Raw genomic sequence first — 19,554 nt, forward strand, 5'->3', positions numbered from 1 at the left:
CTAAACGTTCATCTGCCGCAGCTGGAGGCGGTTCGACTTGCCTGACTTCTCGATCCGGCCCGCCAGTTCGGCGACCGTCGGACTGCGGAACACCGTCGTGACCTTCACGTCGACGCCGAGTTCGTTGCGGATACGGCCGACCAGGCGGGTGGCGAGCAGCGAATGCCCGCCGTTGTCGAAGAAGTCGACGTCGATGCCGACCCCCTCCACCCCGAGCAGCTCGGCGAACAGCCGGCAGAGCACCTCTTCGTTGTGGTTGCGCGGCTCGCGCCCGGCGAGGGCCTCGGTACGGTCCGGTGCGGGGAGCGCGTTGCGGTCGAGCTTCCCGCTGGGCGTCTTCGGGAGCTCGGCGAGCGGCACGATCGCGGACGGCACCATGTACTCGGGCAGGCTCTCCCGGGCCAGGTCGGTGAGGGCGTCGAGGTTCAGCGCGGCCGGGTCCTTGCCGCCCGCCGGGACCACGTAGGCGACGAGGCGCTGGTCGTCGGCGCGGTCCTCACGGACCAGGGCGACCGCGCTGTCGACGTCCGCGTGGCCGGCCAACGCCTGCTCGATCTCGCCGAGTTCGATACGGAACCCGCGGATCTTGACCTGGAAGTCGGCGCGCCCGATGTACTCGACCTGCCCGTCGTGGGTCCAGCGCACGACGTCACCGGTGCGGTACATGCGGGTGCCGGGCTCGCCGAAGGGGCAGGCGACGAAGCGGTTCGAGGTGAGCCCGGTCTGGCCGAGGTAGCCGCGGGCCAGCTGGTCGCCGGCCAGGTACAGCTCGCCGGTGACGCCGGGCGGGACGGGGCGCAGGGCCGCGTCGAGGACGTAGATCTGGGTGTTCCAGATCGGGCGGCCGATCGGCAGCCGGTCCTCGCCGGGCACGTACCGGTACTCGGTGACCTCGACGGCCGCCTCGGTGGGCCCGTAGACGTTGTTCGCCGAGCAGTTGGGCAGGAGTTCGACGAACCGGTTGGCCAGGGCCGCGGGGAACGCCTCGCCGGCGACCTCGATCCAGCGCAGGCTGGTGCACTGCGCGGCGGCGGGCTCGGTGACGAACGCCTCCAGCAGCGAGGGCACGAAGTCGGCGCCGGTCACCTTCTCGCGGCGGATCAGGTCGGCGAGGTAGGCGGGGTCCCGGCGTCCGTCGGGGCGGGCGATGACCACGGCGGCGCCCACCTGGAGCGGCGCGAACAGCTCGGGCACCGACACGTCGAAGCTGGCCGTCGTGCTCAGCAGCACCCGGTCCTCGGGGCCGACCTCGAAGTGGCCGAGGCCCCACGCCAGCCGGTTCATGATGGCCCGGTGGGCGACCGGGACGCCCTTGGGGGCGCCGGTGGAGCCGGAGGTGAAGATGGCGTACGCGACGTTGTCCGGCGTGAGCGTCCGCTCCGGGTCGGTGTCCGCGTACCCGGAGACGTCCGGCAGCGACGCGTCGAGGACGAGCAGCGGCTGGGCGCTGTCCAGCACGCGCCGCACCCGGTCCTCCGGCAGCTCGGTGTCGATCGGCACATAGGCGGCGCCGGCCTTGACGACGGCGTAGATCGCCACCATCAGATCCACGGACCGCGGGATCCGCACCGCGACCAGCTTCTCCGGCCCCGCGCCCTGCTCGATGAGCCAGTGCGCGAGCCGGTTGGCCCGCCGGTTGAACTCCCCGTACGTCAGCGTCTCGTCCTCGCCGACCAGCGCGACCGCGTCCGGGGTCCGCGCCACCTGGGCCTCGAAGGCGCCCGGCAGGGTGCCCGGGGCGATCGGGCGGGCGGTGTCGTTGATGCGGCGGACCAGCCACTCCCGCTCCTCCTCCGCCAGCACCTCGACGGCGCCGACCGGGGTCTTCGGGTCCGCCAGGACCTGCTCCAGGACCCGCACCAGCCGGGCCGCGACCGCCTCGGCGGCCTCGCGGTCAAAAATGTTGGTCTGGTAGTCGAGGGAGAGCCGCAGATAGGGGTCGGAGGAGTTGAGGGTGAGCGGGTAGTGCGAGCCCGCGAAGGGGCGGATGGCGTCGATCCGGAAGCCGGCCGAGGTGTTGGCGTCGACGATGCCCTCGCGGTCGACCGGGTAGTTCTCGAACACCACGATCGTGTCGAACAGAGCAGGCAGGCCCACCCCGCGCTGGATGTCGGCGAGGCCGTAGTAGTGGTGGTCGAGGAGGCTGATCTGCCGGTTCTGGAGATCGGTGATGACGTCGCCGATGCTCTGCTCGGGACGGCACAGGGCCCTCGTCGGCAGGGAGTTGATGAACAGGCCGACCATCTCGTCCGAGCCGATCAGATCGGCGGGGCGGCCGTTGACGGCGGCGCCGAACACCACGTCCTGCTGGCCGGTCAGCGCGGACAGCAGCACCGCCCAGGCGCCCTGGAGGAGCGTGTTGAGGGTGACGCCGAGTTCGGCGGCGCGGCGGGCGAGTTCGCGGCCCTTGTCGATGGACAGCGGCACCTCGACCCGGCCGAGGGAGGACGCCTCGCCCTTGACCGCGAGGTCGGCGGCGACCCGGGTCGGCTCGTCGAACCCTTCCAGCTCGGCCTTCCAGCGGGCGGCGGAGGCGTCCCGGTCCTGGCGGGACAGCCAGGCCAGGTAGTCGCCGTAGGAGCGGACCGGGGCGAGGTCGGTGCTCCCCGCGTACAGCCGGACCAGGTCCGTGATGACGAGCGGTGACGACCAGCCGTCGAACAGGGTGTGGTGGGCGGTGAGGATGAGCTTGGCCTGCTCGGGGCCGCAGGTGAGCAGCGCGAGGCGCAGCAACGGCGGCCGGGTGGGGTCGAGTTGGTCCGCGCGGTCGTCGGCGAGGGCCTGGTCGAGCGCCGCGTCCTGCTCGGCCTCGGTCCGGCCGGTCAGGTCGAGGTGGCGCCACGGCAGGGCGACGTTCTCGGCGACGACCTGGACGGGGTCGCCGTCGGCGGTGGTGAGGAACGCGGAGCGCAGGTTCGGGTAGCGCTCCAGCAGGGCCTGGCCCGCGGCCCGGACGCGGTCCGGGTCGACGTGTCCGGACAGGTGCAGCACGAACTGCATGTGGTAGACGTCGAAGGCGCCGTCGGCGAGGGCCGCCTGGAACTGGATGCCGGACTGGCCCGGCGCCTGCGGCCACACCTCGACGAGCGGGCCGTAGCTGCGCTCCCAGCCCTCGATGTCGTTCTGGGTGATCTTGACGAGCGGGGCGTCCGACGGGGTGAGTCCGCCGATCTTCGGGCGGCCGGCGTGCGCGGCCATGCCGCCCAGCACCTCGACCCACAGCTCGGCGAGTTCGGCGGCCCGCTCGCGGGAGAGCACGCCGGTCGGGAACATGAACGCGGCCTGGAGGCGGATGCCGTCGGCCCCCTCCGTCGCGACCGAGTTGACCTCCAGGGCGGACAGCGCGGGCAGGTCCGGGTCGGGCTCCGCGATCAGCTCGGACGACCAGGCCGCCGGGCCCCAGCCCTGGGCGCGCAGATGCTCGGGGACGTCGGAGCCGGAGATGCGGCCCAGGTAGTTGAAGCCGATCTGGGGGGCCGCGTAGTCGGCGAGCTGCTCGGCGGTCTCCGGGTTGAGGTAGCGCAGCAGGCCGTAGCCCATGCCCTTGTCGGGGACGGACCGCAGCTGCTCCTTGACCAGCTTGATCGCCTGGCCGGCCGCGTCGCCGCCGGCGAGGACATCTGCCAGGTCGAGGCCCCGCACGTCGACGCGGGCCGGGTACATGCTGGTGAACCAGCCGACGGTGCGGGAGAGGTCGGCGCCGGGGGCGATGTCCTCCTCACGGCCGTGCCCTTCCAGGCGGACCAGGGTGGAGGTCTCGGTGCCGCGCCAGCGGTTGACGGCGAGGGCGAGCGCGGCGAGCAGGACGTCGGTGCCGGTGCCCTTGAACGCGGCGGGCAGCTTGGTCAGGACGGCCTCGGTGACCTCGGCGGGCAGCTCCACCCGCACGGTGTCGACCGTGGACCACACGTCGACGGCCGGGTCGAACGCCCGGGCGCCGAGCGGCGGGTTGGGGCCTTCGAGGAGGTCGCGCCAGTACTCCAGTTCCGCTTCCCGCTGCTCGGAGATCGCCTCGTCGGCGAGGGCGGCGATCCAGCGGCGGGCGGAGGTCCCGACGGCGGGCAGCTCGGGTGTCTTGCCGGTGCGGACCTGCTGCCAGGCCTCGGCGAAGTCCGACATGAGGATGCGCCAGGAGACACCGTCGACGACCAGGTGGTGCAGGACGACGAGGAGGCGGCCCTTGCCGGTCGGCGGCGCGAACCAGACGAAGTCCGCCAGGGTTCCGGCCTCGGGGTCGAGGCGGCCGACGGCGTCGTACAGTTCGGCCTTCGCGGCCTCCAGGGCGGACGGCTCGTCCCAGCGGCCGTCGACGGGGACCTTGCGGATCAGGTCGACGGCGCGGACGGTGCCCTGCGGGCGGGCGACGAGGGAGAGTTCGGCGCCGCGCACCAGCTGGGCGCGGAGCAGGTCGTGCCGGTCGAGGACGGCGTCCAGGGTCGCGGCGAGGCTCTCGGTGTCGATGCCGACGGGCAGTTCGAGGACCATCGACATGGCGAACCGGTCGGTGCCGCCGCCGTGTTCGAAGACCTGCCGGGCGACGGGCTGAAGTTCCATCGTGCCGACGCCGCCGTCGGCGTCCTCCTTGAGGACGGGCACCCGGTCCCCGCGCTCGGCGGCCGCCTCGGCGAGCCGGGCCGCCGTACGGCACTCGAAGATCTCCCGGGTGGAGACCTCAAGACCCTTGGCGCGGGCGCGGGCGACGACCTGGATGGAGCGGAGGCTGTCGCCGCCGACCGCGAAGAAGTCGTCGTCGACACCGACCCGGTCAACGCCGAGGACGTCCGCGTACGCGGCGGTGATGATCTTCTCGGCCTCGGTGCGGGGCTCCCGGTAGGCCTCGCCGAGGAACTCCGGCTCGGGCAGCGCGGAGCGGTTCAGCTTGCCGGTGGGGCCGAGCGGCAGCTTGCCGAGGGCCACGAAGGCGGAGGGGACCATGTAGTCGGGCAGCCGGGACGCGACGAACTTGCGCAGCTCGGCGGAGGAGGCGCCGGCGAGGACGTCGACGTCGCCGATGCCTCCGGCGCCGTCGTCGCCGACCGCGCCTTCACCGGTGTGCACGACGTAGGCGACGAGCCGCTTGCCCGCGCTGGGTATCTCGCGGCTGATGACGACGGCCTCGCTGATGCCGGGGTGTGCGGTGATCGCCGCCTCGACCTCGGCGGTCTCGATGCGGAAACCGCGCACCTTGACCTGCCCGTCGGCCCGGCCGACGACCTCCAGCTGCCCCTGCGCGGTGCGGCGCGCCAGGTCGCCCGTGCGGTACACCCGCTCCCCGGCGGGCCCGAAGGGGCTCGCGACGAAGCGCTCGGCGGTCAGCCCCGCCCGGCCGTGGTAGCCGCGCCCCAGGCAGGACCCGGCGACATACAGCTCGCCGATGACGCCCTGCGGGACCGGCGCGAGACCGGGGCCGAGGACGTAGGCGCGCATGTTGCCCAGCGGGGTGCCGATGGGCGCGACATCACTGTCGGCCCACTCGTCGGACGCGGCGAGGGAGAACGTGGTGGCGTAGAAACTCTCGCTCTGCCCGTAGGAGTTGACGATCTGCGCGTCCGGCAGCGCCTCGCGGACCTGGCGCACGAGCCGCCCCGGCAGGACGTCACCGGCGAAGACCACGGACCGGACGTCGGGCGCCTTGTCGAGGTGGCCGACCAGTTCGCCGAGCACGGACGGGACGCCGCTGATGACGTGCCCGTCCCAGCTGTCCCGCTCGGCGAGCGCGAGCGCGTTGGCGACGACCTCGGCGGTGCCGCCGGTGGACAGCGTGGTCAGCAGCTCGAAGACGGAGACGTCGAAGTTGACGGAGGTCCCGGCCAGCATCCGCCACCCGGCGGGCGCGTCGAGGACCCGTACGAGCTCCCGTACGCCGTCGACGACACCCCGGTGCGTGATGGCGGCGCCCTTGGGCTTGCCCGTGGAGCCGGAGGTGTACATCACGTACGCGAGGTTGTCCGGCCCGAGCGGCGCGGTCCGCGCCGAGTCGTCCGGCGCCCCGGCAGGCGTCTCCCACTCGGTGCGACCGTCCAGGAAGACGGCCGATACGTCGTTGTCGGGCACGTCCCGCCAGGTCGCGCTGTCGGTGACGGCGAACCGGGGGGCGGCCTCCGCGAGGACGGTCTCGGCGCGGCCGCTGAGGTACTGCGGGTCCAACGGCACATAGCCCGCACCGGACTTGAGGATGCCGAGCAGGCCGATGACCAGGTCCTCGGTGCGCGGCAGGGAGAGGACCACCAGGTCCTCGGGGCCGGCGCCGCGCCGGACGAGCTCCCAGGCGACGGCGTTCGCCCGGTCGTCCAGCTCCCGGTAGGTCAGGGTCACCTCGCCGGACACCAGCGCCGGCGCGTCGGGCGTCCGGGCGACCTGGCTCTCGAACAGCTCGGGAACCGTCAGCTCGGGCAGGGCGGCCGCGTCCTCGTCGTACCGCGTGAGCAGCTGCTGCCGCTCGGCGGTGTCGAGGACGTCGACGGTGCCGATCGCACGCTCGGAGTCGGCGACGAGGCGGCCGAGGACGCGGATGAAGCGCTGGGCGATGGACTCGGCGGTGGACCGGTCGAACAGGCTGGTGGCGTACTCCAGACGGCACTTCGCGCCGCCGCCCGTGGTGTTCGGCAGGAGGTCGAAGAACAGGTCGAACTTGGCGGTGTCGGTCTCCAGGCGGCGCGCCTCGACACCGAGGCCGGGCAGGGACATCGGCGGCACGGGCGGCTGCCAGGAGAGCATGACCTGGAAGAACGGGTTGTACGCGGTCGAGCGGTCGGGGTTGAGGAGCTCCACCAGCCGCTCGAACGGCATGTCCTGGTTGTCGTACGCGGCAAGCGACCGCTCGCGCACCCGCTGGAGCAGCCGGCGGAAGGACGGGTTGCCGGTCAGGTCGACGCGCAGCACCCAGGTGTTCACGAAGAAGCCGACGAGGTCGCGGAGTTCCTCGTCGGTGCGGTCGGTGATGGGGGCGCCGATGGGTATGTCGTCGCCGCAGCCCAGGTGGTGCAGGAGCACCGCGAGCGCCGCGTGCATGACCATCGACACCGTGGTGTCCTCGTCGGCGGCCAGCTGCTCCACGGCTCCGAGCAGCTGGGGGTCGATGGCGAACTCGACGCGGTCGCCGGCGGGGCTCATCACACGCGGGCGCGGACGGTCCGTGGGCAGCGCGAGGGGCTGCGGCAGATCGGCCAACGCCTCGCGCCAGTAGTCCAGTTGGCGGGCGGAGACGCTGTCGGGGTCGGACTCGTCGCCGAGGACGTCCAGCTGCCACAGCGTGTAGTCCGCGTACTGCACCGGGAGCGGCTCCCAGTCGGGGGCACCGCCCGCGGCGTGGGCCGCGTAGGCGGTGGTCAGGTCGTGGAAGAGCGGCCCGAAGGACTCGCCGTCCACGGCGATGTGGTGGGCGACCACGACGAGGGTGTGGTCGCCCGGCGCCACCCGCAGCAGCTTGGCGCGGATCGGTGTGTCGGCGGCGAGGTCGAAGGTGGCGGTGGCGACCTCGTCGACGGCCGCCGCCAGCGCCCCCTCCGTGACCTCGGCGACCGGCAGGGTGAACGGCTTCTGCTCGGAGGTCAGCACCTGCTGGTGCGGGACGCCGTCGTCGCCCTCGACGATCACCGTGCGGAGGACCTCGTGGCGTTCGATGACGTCGCGGAGCGCCGACTGAAGCGCTCCCACGTTCAGTTCACCGGTGAGCCGCAGGGCGAAGGCACCGTTGTAGGTCGGCGAGGGGCCTTCGAACCGGTCCACGAACCACAGCCGACGCTGGGCGAACGACAACGGGATCATTGTTTCTCCAAATCGGCGGAACCACGAGGGAGCAAGTCGTCACTCAGCTCAGGTCGAGCAGGTCCAGGAGTTCGTCGTTGTAGAAGTCGTCGATGGAGCAGGCGCCCGACAGCGTCGAGAAGTAGCGGTCGATGTGCTCCTGGTGGCCGACGAGCTTCTGGAGCATGTCGACCCGTCCCGCGGGGTTGAGCTCGGCCACGTTGAGCGCGCCCTGGTAGTGGCTGAGGGCCTCGCCGCTCAGGTCGTTCTCGTAGCGCTTGAGGGCGGTGGCGAGCGCGGCGTCGTCGTGCAGCTTGTCCCCGACGTGGCCGGTGAGCGACTGGGCCTGCACGAACGCCTCGGTGATACCGCGGGCCGTGATGGAGTCCTTGTGGTTGACGGCGTCGCCGACCAGCACCCAGCCAGGCCCGTAGGCCTTGCGGAAGTAGTTCTCCTGGTGGCCGGTGCCGTACAGCTGCTCGACGCGCTCGCCGGCCTGCATCCGCTCGTACAGCTCGGGTGCCGTGGAGCGGAAGCTCTCCAGGTAGAACGGCTCGACGCCCTTGCGGACCTCGTTGTACTGGTCCTGCGGGAAGTACGTCATGAGCAGCGTGAGGTCGTTGTTGGTGGGGATGACGCCGATCCAGCGGCCGGGGCGCTCGTACAGCTCGAAGTGGGAGGGGACGTTCGCCCAGTAGCTGTAGTAGGTGCAGGAGATCCGCGGGTGCTCGATGACGTTGGGGGCGCCGACCTTGCGGGCCACCAGCGACCGCATGCCGTCCGCGCCGACGACGAGACGGGCGCGCTCGGTGGTCTCGGTGCCGCCGGGCGTCGCGTACCGGACGCCGACGACCCGGTCGTCCTCCCACACCAGGTCCTTGACCGCGCAGCCCTGGCGGAAGTCCACACCGGCCTCGACGGCGCCCTCGGCGAGCAGCGGGTCGAGCACGAAGCGGCGGGGCGCGTAGGTGTAGGTGAGGCCGTCGACCGGCAGGGAGAAGCCCTCGATGCGGACGTCGGGGCCCTGGTAGCTCTGCTTGGTGATGGGGCGGCAGCCCGCGTCACGGAGCTTGTCGAGCAGCCCCCAGCGCTGGAGCAGACCCATGCCCTGCATATGGATGTAGTGCGAGGACAGGGTGTCCTGCGGGAAATTCGCTTTCTCCAGGAGCAGGACTCGATATCCCTGCTGCGCAAAAAGCATGGCCGTCGGAGAACCCGCGACACGGGCACCGATGACAATCACGTCGTACATGGCGCGCCTCTCTTACCGGTAGATTTTTGACGCAGCACGGCTACAGCCGGGAAATCCCTTTTGATAAGCGTGATGCTAGCCATTCGCGCTGTTTGCATAAACAGGAACAGCGGCACAAGCACAGATGGGCGCGTGCCGTGTTGTGTCTCGCCGGCGGGACACGACACGGCCGCGACCTGGGGTTACTAGGAGGCCACCGCGCCCTGGGACTCGATGTACACGGCGATCGAGGCGACCGTCGGGTTGAGGAACATCTGGTCCATCGGAATCTCGACGCCCAGCTCCTCCATATAGGCGCCCTGAATCCTGACCATGATCAGGGACTGGCCACCCAGCGCGAAGAAATCATCGTCGACGGAAATCTCGTCACGCCCGAGCTCCCGGCACCAAATGGCGCGCACCTTTTCGGCAAGCATCACAGTCCTCTCGATTGTCGGCAAGGCCCGCCGGGTCCTGCCGCGGGGTCATGCCGCCGTGCCGCTGTCGGCGTACTGGTTCTTGAGCGATTCGACGAGCGCCACGCGGTCGACTTTCCCGTGCGGGCTCAAAGGAAGGCGCGGAATGGTGAGGAACCTGGCCGGCACCATGTTCCGCGGCAGCGTGGTCAGCAGCCCGGCGCGCACCTCGTCCTCGGAGAGCCCGTCGCCGGCCGGCACGAGGAACGCGGTCAGCCCGGCCTCACCGGCATCGCTGTAGGTGACGACGACGGCGGCCTCCCGCACCCCGTCGAGCCGGGCGAGCGCACGCTCGACATCGGTGGGGTCGATCCGCATACCGCGGACCTTCACCTGGTGATCGATCCGCCCGAGGACGACGAGGTCACCGCCCTCGTTCACCTGACCGCGGTCGCCCGTGCGGTAGACCCGCCGCGACTCCCCGTCCACCTCGATCGTCGTGAACTTGGCGTTCTCCGGGCCGTTGTTGAGATACCCCGCGCCGACACTGCTCCCGGCGATGCAGATCTCGCCCTGCTCCCCCGCCGCGACGGGACGCAGGTCCTCGCCGAGCAGATGGATGTCGGTGTTGTAGGCGGGCCGGCCGACCGGCGGGATGTCGTGCACGCCGGGCCGGTACCCGGCGAGGTCGAAGGAGGTCGCGACGTCCGTGCACTCGGCGACCCCGTACTGGTGCAGCAGCGTGCAGCGGTTGCCCTCGCGCCCCGCCCACGCGGTGAGCCGCTCGACCTTGAGGGCCTCCCCGCCGAACAGCACGTAGTCGAGCCGGGTGAGCGCGTCGCCGCCGCGCGCGGTCTCCCAGTCGATCAGCACGTACAGGGTGGCGGAGGCGCAGTGCACGACCCGGATCTCGTGCTGGGTCAGCATCCGGTACGCCATCATCGCGTCGAAGTTCCGGCTGGCCAGCAGATGCTGGGTGGCGCCGCAGAACAGCGGGGTCATCAGGGCGCGCTGGGAGAGGTCGAAGCCGAAGGCGCTGACGACGAGGTTGTGCGAGCCGCTGTTCAGCCCGTACTCGCTCTTCAGCCAGTTCATCAGGTTGAACCAGCCCTCGTGCCGCACCGCGGTCAGCTTCGGCGTCCCCGTCGACCCGGAGGTGAAGACGGCGTAGCAGATGTCGTCCCCGGTGACGGTGACCTCGGGCGCGGTGGCCGGGAGTTCGGCGAGCTGGCCTTCCAGCTGCTGGAGGTCGACGACATCACAGGGCGCCGACTCGACCATCGGAGCCGTCGACGGGGAGGCCACGATCAGGGCGAGCTGGGGAACCTGGTCGAGCAGCTGCTTGATCCGGGCCGCCGGGTAGGCGGGATCGAACGGCACATAGGCCGCGCCCGCCTTCAACGTCCCGAGGATCGCGACGAGCATGTCGACGGAGTAGTCGAGACAGACCCCGACCTTGGCACCCCGCCCGTGCCCGCGCGCGGCAAGAAGCTGCGCGAACCGATTCGCCTTCACATCCAGCTCGGCGTACGTCACCTGCTTGCCGGCGCAGACGACGGCGACGGCGTCGGGGGCGTTCCGTACGTGTGCCTCGAACTGGTGATGAACGACGGGCACGGCCGGCAGGGCAACCCGCTTCCCCTGAAGGATCATGAACTAACTCCGATGCGATGAAGAGCCACGGTTCGGGCAACGCCTTTAGGGGCGCGGGGAACTGCGCGACCAGCCACAACGGCGCCGCAGACGACGACGTACCGCGGACCCCTTACGCCGTACGCCTCTCAGCACCATGCCGATCGGCGATATCGAGCATCTGGGTCACCCACTTGTCCACGGGCACCCCCTGCGCCGCGGCAGCCCGCGAGATGTACTCCAACTGATCAGCGGACAGCTCGATCGTCAGCGTCGTCACCTGCGGCTGCCGCCGAGCCACCTCACGCGGCTCCTCCTCACCGCTCTGCGCGGCGAGACTCGCCCGCACGGTCCGCCGCAGCTCGTTGCGCGACCACTTCTGCTGCTCGGCCTTGCGCAGCCAGTAGTCCTGCTCCGGCGGAGACAGCCGGGCCACCTCCGCGTGATGGGCGAAGCTGAGCCCGTCGCGCCTGCGGTGGTGCTCGAACCTCCGGCCCACCCACGCGTAGTTGCGCAGCGTCTGGTAGTCGAGCCCGGTCCGCTCGATGGCCTCCTTGTAGCGCCGCCAGCCGTACGTGCTCTCCCCGTAGTTGACCCAGTCGGCGAGCCACCAGACCGAGGAGTTCACCAGCTCGCGCAGACTGCTCCCGATCTGCTCCCAGGCCCGCTCGGACAGGTTCTCCGGGAAGATCATCCCCGACTTCTGCACCTTGGCCTGGGTCCCCACGAACGACAGGACCGCGTCACGCTGCGCGGGCTCACCGCTGTTGTCCACCGGCCGCGCGCTCACGGTTTTCACAGCGCCCCTCACCACTTCATCTCCCCCAACTCAGCGTGTCCGCCCGGGCGTACGACCGCTCACTGGGCCGAACACCCGGGCGGCGAGCACTCCGGGGTGGCCGCAGGCCGTGTGCCGTCAGTCCGCCATCGCCTGCTGGAGGCTCTTGGGGCGCAGGTCCGTCCAGTTCTGCTCGACGTACGCCAGGCACTCGGCCCGGGCCGCCTCACCGAAGACCACCCGCCAGCCCGCGGGGACCTCGGCGAACACGGGCCACAGGGAGTGCTGCTCCTCGTCGTTGACCACGACGTAGAAGCGGCCGTCCTCGTCGTCGAAGGGGTTCGTGCTCAACTGGCACCGTCCTTAACCGTCATGGAGTGACTGGGGGTGGGGAATCGCCAGGCCGGGTGCGGGAAGGCACCGGGCGCGGGTTCGCGTCGGAATCGGCGCTGTCCGGTCGACAGGACACCCGGTTCAGGTGGCGACCCCGCCATTGCCACGTCACCGTAAGGACTCGTCCGTCGGCGCTACAAGGCCGGAAAGCCCCCCGGCCAACCGGTCGCCCGCCCGGAACTGCGCCCCGCCCGGATCCTCTGTACCGCGCCGGGTTCGTATGCCAGGATGCCGCGCCGCGCGGCCCGCGGGCACCCACCTCCCCTGGCCCCTCCGCCGCGCCGCATGAGGCTTGCTCAAGAGCTGCTGCACCGGCGGCTGAGCCTCTCTCGGGCCTGTGCCCAGCCCGTCTCACCCCGCTCTATGGTCGAGGGTGCGTGGCCCGAACCGAGGGGGAGCGATGGACAGCACACGACCTGACCTGCGCCTGTTCGTCCTGCACCACGCGGGCGGCTCCCATCTGCTGTACCGCGACTGGCCGGCCGCGCTCCCGGACACCTGGGACGTACGGCTGCTGGACGCCCCGGGCCACGGCCACCTCCTGGACCGGCCGCTGATCCCGGACGCCGACCTCCTCGCCGACTTCCTGCTGAACCGGATCGAGCCCGAACTGACCTGCCCGTACGCCCTGTTCGGGCACAGCATGGGCGCCCTCGTGACGTACGAGATCACCCGGCGGATCGTCCAGCGGGGCCTGCCGCTGCCGGTGTGGGTCGGCGTCTCCTCACGGGTGTCCCCGCAACTGGCGCAGGCACGCAGCTGGTACCACGAGCTGACCGACGCCGAACTGCGGATCCGGCTGAAGGAGCTCGGCGGCACGCCCGCCGGGATCCTCGACGACCCCGAACTGTGGGACGTGTACGGACCGATCATCCGCGGCGATCTGCGCCTGGTGGAGAACTGGCGCCCCGACCCCGATGCCCCGCCCCTGCCGGTCGCGCTGTCGGCCTACGCGGGCGGCGCCGACCAGTCCGCGTCCCCGCAGCGGATGGCCGGCTGGGCAGAGCACTCCGAGCACTATCTGGGCCTGCGGGTCTTCGACGGCGGCCACTTCTACTTCGTCGGCGACCCCGGGCCGCTGCTGCGGCAGATCGAACGGGACGCGACGACGGCGCTCGCAACGGCGGGCGCGCGCACGGCTCTCGACGCGACGGGCGCGGCCCGCCCCTGAACCCTCTGGTGTGAGGTGACGCGATGCAGTTCCGCATTCTCGGTCTCGTGGAGGTCCAGGACGAGCGGACCGGTCTGCGGATCCTTCCCACGGGAGCCAAGCAGCGCGCACTGCTGGGCGCGCTCGTCGTACGGGCCGGGCACAACGTCTCCACGCACCGCCTCATCGACGAACTGTGGGGCGAACACCCGCCCGCCAACGCCGCGAACGCCCTCCAGGTGCATGTGGCCCGGCTGCGCCGGCTGCTGTCCGGCCCGACCGGCTCGCAGGGCCAGGGCGCCGAGGAGCATGTGGAGCACGCGCCGCACCCGTGGATCGTGACCACCTCGCACGGCTACACCCTCCAGCTCGCCGCGGTGGAGACGGACGCCGCCCGCTTCCAGCACCTCACCGCGCAGGGGCGCCGCGTCCTGCGCCACGACCCCGCGCAGGCCGGTGAACTGCTGCGCCGGGCACTGTCGTTATGGCGGGGCCCGGCGCTGGAGGGCAGTGTCCTCGGTGACATCTGCGCGGTGGAGGCAGCGCAGCTGGAGGAACACCGGCTGTCGGCGCTGGAGATGATGTACGACGCGTATCTGCGCACCGGGCGGCACCGGGAGATCACCGGCGAGCTGGTGGAGCTCACCATCGACCATCCCCTGCGGGAGAAGTTCTACGACCTGCTGATGGTCGCGTTCTACCGCTGCGGCCGGCAGGCGGAGGCGCTCGGCGTCTACTCGCGGGCGCGCGGGCACCTCGTGCACGAACTGGGTGTGGAGCCGAGCCCTGCCCTGCGCGGGCTGCGGGACCGGATTCTCCATCAGGACCCGGCGTTGCAGCCGGAGGCGGTGCATGCGAAGGCCGATGATGTGGTGCTGCCTCTGTATGAGGAGATCGCTCGACTGCACCGGCGTATCGAGCAGTTGCAGCTGGAGCAGAACCAACTGCTGCGGCGGGTGGATGAGTTGACTGTTGGGTCGGTACAGCAGGTGTCAGCAGGCTAAGAGAGTGCCACAACCGGTCATCAGCCTGCTGCGGCGCCTTCGTGGCTGATCGCGCCCGCGCGGCGGAGCCGCAAATCGACACAGCCCCGCGCCCCTAAAAAGGGGCGCTCCTCCCCGCCCCTCTTTAACGGACCCCAGCGTTCGTCCAGTCGCGCGCGACACCCCCGCCCTACTGTGCGGCCGACGGACCCACAAGTAGGGCGTCAGCCAAGTACGGATGATTATCGGGAGCGGGGAATGACGATACGGACAAGGCCAAGGGCCGCTGTGACAGGTCTGGCGGCGGTCGCGCTGGTGGCCACCGCCTTCGCGGGGCCCGCGCAGGCGCTCGACGACGGGGACTCCTCGGCGCCCGTCCACCCGGCGACGAAGGCCGCGATCGACGCGGCCGTCCAGGCCGGCATCCCCGGCATCACCAGTGAGGCCCGGGACGCGAGCGGCACGTGGAAGTACGCCTCGGGTGTCGGCAACCGGACGACGGGGGCGGCGCGCGGCAAGTCCGACCGGTTCCGCATCGGTGCCCTCACGAACAGCTTCGTGGCGACCGTCCTGCTCCAGATGGAGGGGGAGAAGAAGCTCAGCCTCGACGACACCGTGGAGAAGTATCTGCCCGGCGTGGTCACGGGCAACGGCAACGACGGCTCCAAGATCACCGTGCGGCAGCTGCTGAACCACACCAGTGGCCTGTACGACTACCTCGCCGACGTGGCGTACTACGAGAAGTACACCGTGGGCGACGGCTTCCTCCAGCACCGGTACGACACGGTGACGCCCCAGCAGCGGCTGGCTGTGGCCTTCTCGCACGCCCCGCAGTTCACGCCCGGTGCCCGGCACTCGTTCTCGCACACCAACGACCTGCTGGCCGCGCTGATCGTGCAGAAGGTCGCGGGGACGTCGTACGAGACCCAGGTCCGCAAGCGCGTCATCGAGCCACTCGCGCTGACGTCGACCAGCAACCCCGGTACGAGCAGCACGGTGCCGCAGCCGAGCGGCCGCGGCTACTCGAAGATCTTCTTCAGCACGCAGCCGGACCGGATCGACGACGTCACCGAGTTCAACGCGTCGCAGATGTGGGGCGACGGCGACATGATCTCCAGCGCGGCCGACATCAACCGGTTCTACAAGGCGCTGATGGGCGGGAAGCTGCTGCCGGCCCAGCAGCTGGCGGAGCTGAAGACGACCGTCGTCAACCCGGATCTGCCGATCTCGTCGTACGGACTCGGCGTCGAGAAGCTCGATCTGCCCTGCGGTACGACGATCTGGTACCACGACGGCGGTGCGCTGGGCTCGCTCACGCTGGCCGCGTTCAGCGAGGACGGCCGTCACGAGCTGACGTTCAACTACAACGGCGACTGGGACGCGTCGGGCCTGCTGCCCATTCTCAGCGCCGAGTTCTGCCCCACGACGGCCGGCTAGGACCGGGGCCGAGGACGACCAGTCTGCCAACCAGGAGGGTTTGTGTTAGTGCGAGCAGCCGTGGCCGGAGCGAGCGGATACGCGGGGGGCGAACTCCTGCGTCAGCTTCTGGCCCATCCGCAAGTGGAGATCGGTGCGCTGACCGGGCAGTCCAGCGCGGGGCAGCGGCTCGGCGCGCTGCAACCGCATCTGGCTCCGCTGGCGGACCGGGAGGTGCTCCCCACCACCGCGGACGTCCTCGAAGGACATGACGTCGTCTTCCTCGCCCTGCCGCACGGCCGGTCCGCCGCCGTCGCGGAGCAGTTGGGCGAGGAGACGCTCGTCGTCGACTGCGGCGCGGACTTCCGCCTCGCGGACGGCGCCGACTGGGAGCGGTTCTACGGCTCCCCGCACGCGGGCACGTGGCCGTACGGTCTGCCCGAACTGCCGGGCGCCCGCGCCGCGTTGGCGGGCTCGAAGCGGATCGCGGTGCCGGGCTGCTACCCGACCGCCGTGCTGCTGGCCCTGTTCCCCGCGTACGCGGCGCGGCTCGCCGAGCCCGAGGCGGTGGTCGTCGCGGCGTCCGGTACGTCGGGCGCCGGGAAGGCGCCGAAGGCGGAGCTGCTCGGCAGCGAGGTCATGGGCTCGATGCGGCCGTACGGCGTCGGCGGCGGCCACCGGCACACGCCCGAGATGATCCAGCACCTCAGCGCGGTGGCGGGCGGCCGGGTCGCCGTCTCCTTCACACCGACCCTGGCGCCGATGCCGCGCGGCATCCTCGCCACGTGCAGCGCCAAGGCCAGGCCCGGTGTGACCGCCGAGTCCGTCCGCGCCGCGTACGAGAAGGCGCTGGCCGACGAGCCGTTCGTACGGCTGCTGCCGCAGGGCCAGTGGCCCAGTACGGCGGCCGTGTACGGGTCCAACGCCGCGCAGATCCAGGTCGCCCTCGATCCGGCGGTCGGCCGGATCATCGCGATCAGCGCCATCGACAATCTGGCCAAGGGCACCGCGGGCGGCGCCGTCCAGAGCATGAACACCGCCCTGGGTCTCGACGAGACCACCGGACTTTCCACGATCGGAGTGGCACCGTGAGCGTCACCGCGGCCAAGGGTTTCACGGCGGCGGGCATCGCCGCGGGCATCAAGGACAGCGGCGACCGGGACCTGGCGCTCGTCGTCAACACCGGCCCGCGCCGGGCCGCCGCGGCGGTCTTCACCTCGAACCGGGTACAAGCCGCCCCCGTCCAGTGGTCCCGGCAGATCCTCGCCGACGGCCGGGCCGGCGCGGTCGTCCTCAACTCCGGTGGCGCCAACGCCTGTACGGGACCGCAGGGCTTCCAGGACACGTGCGACACCGCCGAGAAGGCGGCCGCACTGCTCGGCCTGGACTCCTCGGACGTGGCGGTCTGCTCCACCGGCCTGATCGGCGTACCGCTGCCCATGGACCGTCTCCTGGCCGGCGTCGAGACCGCCGCCGGCCGGCTCTCGGAGTCCGGCGGCGAGGACGCGGCGCTCGCCGTGATGACCACCGACACCGTGCCCAAGAAGGCCTCCGTCACCTGCGGCGAGTGGACCGTCGGCGGCATGGCGAAGGGCGCCGGGATGCTCGCCCCCGGCCTCGCCACCATGCTCGTCGTCCTCACCACCGACGCCGACCTGGACGGCGCGGTCCTGGACCGGGCGCTGCGGGACGCCACCCGGGTCACCTTCGACCGGGTCGACTCCGACGGCTGCATGTCGACCAACGACACCGTGCTGCTGCTGGCCTCCGGTGCCGCCGAAGTCACCCCGGAGTACGGGGAGTTCGCGGACGCGGTGCGTGAGGTGTGCGCCGATCTGGCCCGGCAGCTGATCACGGACGCCGAGGGCGCGAGCAAGGAGATCCGCGTCGAGGTGCTGGGCGCCGCGAGCGAGGACGACGCCGTCGAGGTGGGCCGTTCCGTCGCCCGCAACAACCTCCTCAAGTGCGCGGTGCACGGCGAGGACCCCAACTGGGGTCGGGTCCTGTCCGCCGTCGGCACCACGTCCGCCGTCTTCGAACCGGACCGGCTGGGCGTCGCCATCAACGGGGTGTGGGTCTGCAAGGACGGCTCGGTGGGCGAGGACCGCACGCTGGTCACCATGACCGGCCGCGAGGTCCGCATCACCGTGGACCTCGCCGCGGGCACGGACTCGGCCGTCATCTGGACCAACGACCTCACCGCCGACTACGTCCACGAGAACAGCGAGTACTCCTCATGAGCGACGACACGCATCTCACCGGGTCCGCCAACGCGGCGCTGACCCGCCGCTGGCAGGGCGCCATGATGGACAACTTCGGCACCCCCCGGCTGCCCCTGGTCAAGGGACAGGGAGTGCGGGTCTGGGACGCCGAGGGCCGTGAGTACCTCGACTTCGTCGGCGGGATCGCGGTCAACGCGCTCGGCCACGCCCACCCCGCGGTCGTGCGGGCCGTCGCCGAGCAGCTCTCCTCCCTGGGGCATGTCTCGAACCTGTTCATCGCCGAACCGACCGTCCGGCTCGCGGAACGTCTGCTCCAGATCGCCGGACGCGAAGGCCGGGTGTACTTCTCCAACTCCGGTGCGGAGGCGAACGAGGCGGCCTTCAAGATGGGCCGCCTCACCGGCCGTACCCACATGGTGTCGGCCACCGGCGGCTTCCACGGCCGCACCATGGGCGCCCTCGCCCTCACCGGCCAGCCCGGCAAACAGCGCCCGTTCCTGCCGCTGCCGGGCGAGGTGAGCCATGTGCCGTACGGGGATGCCGAGGCCCTGCGGGCCGCCGTCACCCCCGACACCGCGCTGCTGATCCTGGAGCCCGTGCAGGGCGAGAACGGCGTGGTCGTACCGCCCCCGGGCTATCTCCGGGCGGCCCGCGCGATCACCGCGGCGACCGGCACGCTGCTCGTCCTGGACGAGATCCAGACCGGCATCGGGCGCACCGGCCACTGGTTCGCGGCGCAGGCCGAGGGGGTCGAGGCGGATGTCGTCACCCTCGCCAAGGGGCTGGGCGGCGGTCTGCCGATCGGCGCGACGCTCGCCTTCGGCCGGGCCGCCGAGCTGCTGACGCCCGGCGCACACGGCTCCACGTTCAGCGGCAACCCGGTGGTGTGCGCGGGCGCCCTCGCCGTACTGGACACGATCGAGCGGACGGGCATCCTCGACCACGTCACCCGGACCGGGGAGCGCCTGCGGGACGGCCTCGCCCACCACCCGCTGGTCCGCGAAGTCCGCGGCGCCGGGCTGCTGTTGGGCGTCGTCCTCGAACGCGAGCTCGCGGCGCGCGTGCAGCGGGCGGCGCAGGACCGGGGGCTCCTGGTGAACGCGGTGCTGCCGGACGTGGTCCGGCTGGCCCCGCCGCTGATCGTGTCGGACCGCGAGGTGGACACGTTCGTCGCCGGCTTCGGGGCGGCGCTGTCCGAGACGCTGGACGAGGCGTTGACGGCGGCCTGATTCGCGGACGCACACGGGCGAAGGGGAGGCGGGGCCTCCGTTCCGGGGAGTCAAGCGGGGTGAATTGATCCAGGAGCCGGAATCAATTCACCCCGCCCCCCGTCCCGTCGACGGGAAAACTCTCCACTTCGCCCGCTCGCGCATTCACCGGACGGATCAGCTCCATGCCACAGAGATGTTCGTCATGCAAGCGTTCGAGTGCTACTCCGGCGTGACTTCAGGCCGCCCGGCGAGACTTCTGGCCGGTTATATGCACCCTTCCCATGGAGGCATGATGGCTCGTCAGGCCGGTCAGACCGCGGGGTCGCGAGGCGGCCCGGGAACCGCTCTCCCGCAGCCCCCACCCCGGCAGCCGCGT

General features: G+C 71.2%; 12 protein-coding genes. 6 read left to right on the forward strand and 6 right to left on the reverse strand.

The genetic code is table 11. The features are described from left to right. From ABZ928_RS49095 to ABZ928_RS49120, 6 genes are all read right to left on the reverse strand, one after another. A complete protein-coding gene (locus ABZ928_RS49095; protein WP_361535350.1) occupies positions 1 to 7,767 on the reverse strand; it encodes an amino acid adenylation domain-containing protein in 7,767 nt (2,588 codons plus the stop codon). Positions 7,768 to 7,810: 43 nt separating this feature from the next. After that, positions 7,811 to 8,998, reverse strand: a complete 1,188-nt coding sequence (locus ABZ928_RS49100; RefSeq protein WP_361535353.1) for an NAD(P)/FAD-dependent oxidoreductase — start codon at positions 8,996 to 8,998, stop codon at positions 7,811 to 7,813. Positions 8,999 to 9,183: 185 nt separating this feature from the next. Further along, positions 9,184 to 9,414 (reverse strand): acyl carrier protein, encoded by a 231-nt coding sequence (locus tag ABZ928_RS49105; RefSeq protein WP_361535356.1) that lies wholly within the window; start codon positions 9,412 to 9,414, stop codon positions 9,184 to 9,186. Positions 9,415 to 9,462: 48 nt separating this feature from the next. Continuing rightward, positions 9,463 to 11,010, reverse strand: a complete 1,548-nt coding sequence (locus ABZ928_RS49110; protein WP_361535359.1) for an amino acid adenylation domain-containing protein — start codon at positions 11,008 to 11,010, stop codon at positions 9,463 to 9,465. Positions 11,011 to 11,158: 148 nt separating this feature from the next. Continuing rightward, on the reverse strand, positions 11,159 to 11,815 hold the full coding sequence (locus ABZ928_RS49115; protein WP_361535362.1) for an LmbU family transcriptional regulator: 657 nt from the start codon (positions 11,813 to 11,815) through the stop codon (positions 11,159 to 11,161). A 126-nt stretch (positions 11,816 to 11,941) separates the two neighbouring features. Further along, positions 11,942 to 12,154 carry an MbtH family protein gene (locus ABZ928_RS49120; RefSeq protein WP_361535365.1) on the reverse strand — a complete coding sequence of 71 codons (213 nt, stop codon included), beginning with the start codon at positions 12,152 to 12,154 and terminating at the stop codon, positions 11,942 to 11,944. A gap of 442 nt (positions 12,155 to 12,596) precedes the next feature. Between ABZ928_RS49120 and ABZ928_RS49125 the strand changes: the two genes are divergently transcribed. The 6 genes from ABZ928_RS49125 (at position 12,597) to ABZ928_RS49150 (ending at position 19,196) form a co-directional block, all read left to right on the forward strand. Then, positions 12,597 to 13,367 (forward strand): alpha/beta fold hydrolase, encoded by a 771-nt coding sequence (locus tag ABZ928_RS49125; protein WP_361535368.1) that lies wholly within the window; start codon positions 12,597 to 12,599, stop codon positions 13,365 to 13,367. Between the two features lie 23 nt (positions 13,368 to 13,390). After that, the gene (locus ABZ928_RS49130; protein ID WP_361535371.1) at positions 13,391 to 14,350 is read left to right on the forward strand and encodes an AfsR/SARP family transcriptional regulator; all 960 of its coding nucleotides are present in this window, start codon (positions 13,391 to 13,393) and stop codon (positions 14,348 to 14,350) included. A 267-nt stretch (positions 14,351 to 14,617) separates the two neighbouring features. Beyond that, positions 14,618 to 15,766 (forward strand): serine hydrolase domain-containing protein, encoded by a 1,149-nt coding sequence (locus tag ABZ928_RS49135; RefSeq protein WP_361535374.1) that lies wholly within the window; start codon positions 14,618 to 14,620, stop codon positions 15,764 to 15,766. A gap of 42 nt (positions 15,767 to 15,808) precedes the next feature. Beyond that, a complete protein-coding gene (argC, locus tag ABZ928_RS49140) occupies positions 15,809 to 16,837 on the forward strand; it encodes an N-acetyl-gamma-glutamyl-phosphate reductase (RefSeq protein ID WP_361535377.1) in 1,029 nt (342 codons plus the stop codon). Continuing rightward, positions 16,834 to 17,985, forward strand: a complete 1,152-nt coding sequence (argJ, locus tag ABZ928_RS49145) for a bifunctional glutamate N-acetyltransferase/amino-acid acetyltransferase ArgJ (protein WP_361535380.1) — start codon at positions 16,834 to 16,836, stop codon at positions 17,983 to 17,985. The genes argC and argJ overlap by 4 nt, the downstream gene beginning before the upstream one ends. After that, complete coding sequence (locus ABZ928_RS49150) at positions 17,982 to 19,196, forward strand: acetylornithine transaminase (RefSeq protein ID WP_361535383.1); 1,215 nt, start codon at positions 17,982 to 17,984, stop codon at positions 19,194 to 19,196. Before argJ ends, ABZ928_RS49150 begins: the two co-directional genes overlap by 4 nt. Positions 19,197 to 19,554 lie beyond the last annotated feature (358 nt).

The sequence above is a fragment of the Streptomyces sp. NPDC046909 genome, assembly GCF_040644695.1.
In the GTDB taxonomy this organism is placed as follows: Bacteria; Actinomycetota; Actinomycetes; order Streptomycetales; family Streptomycetaceae; genus Streptomyces.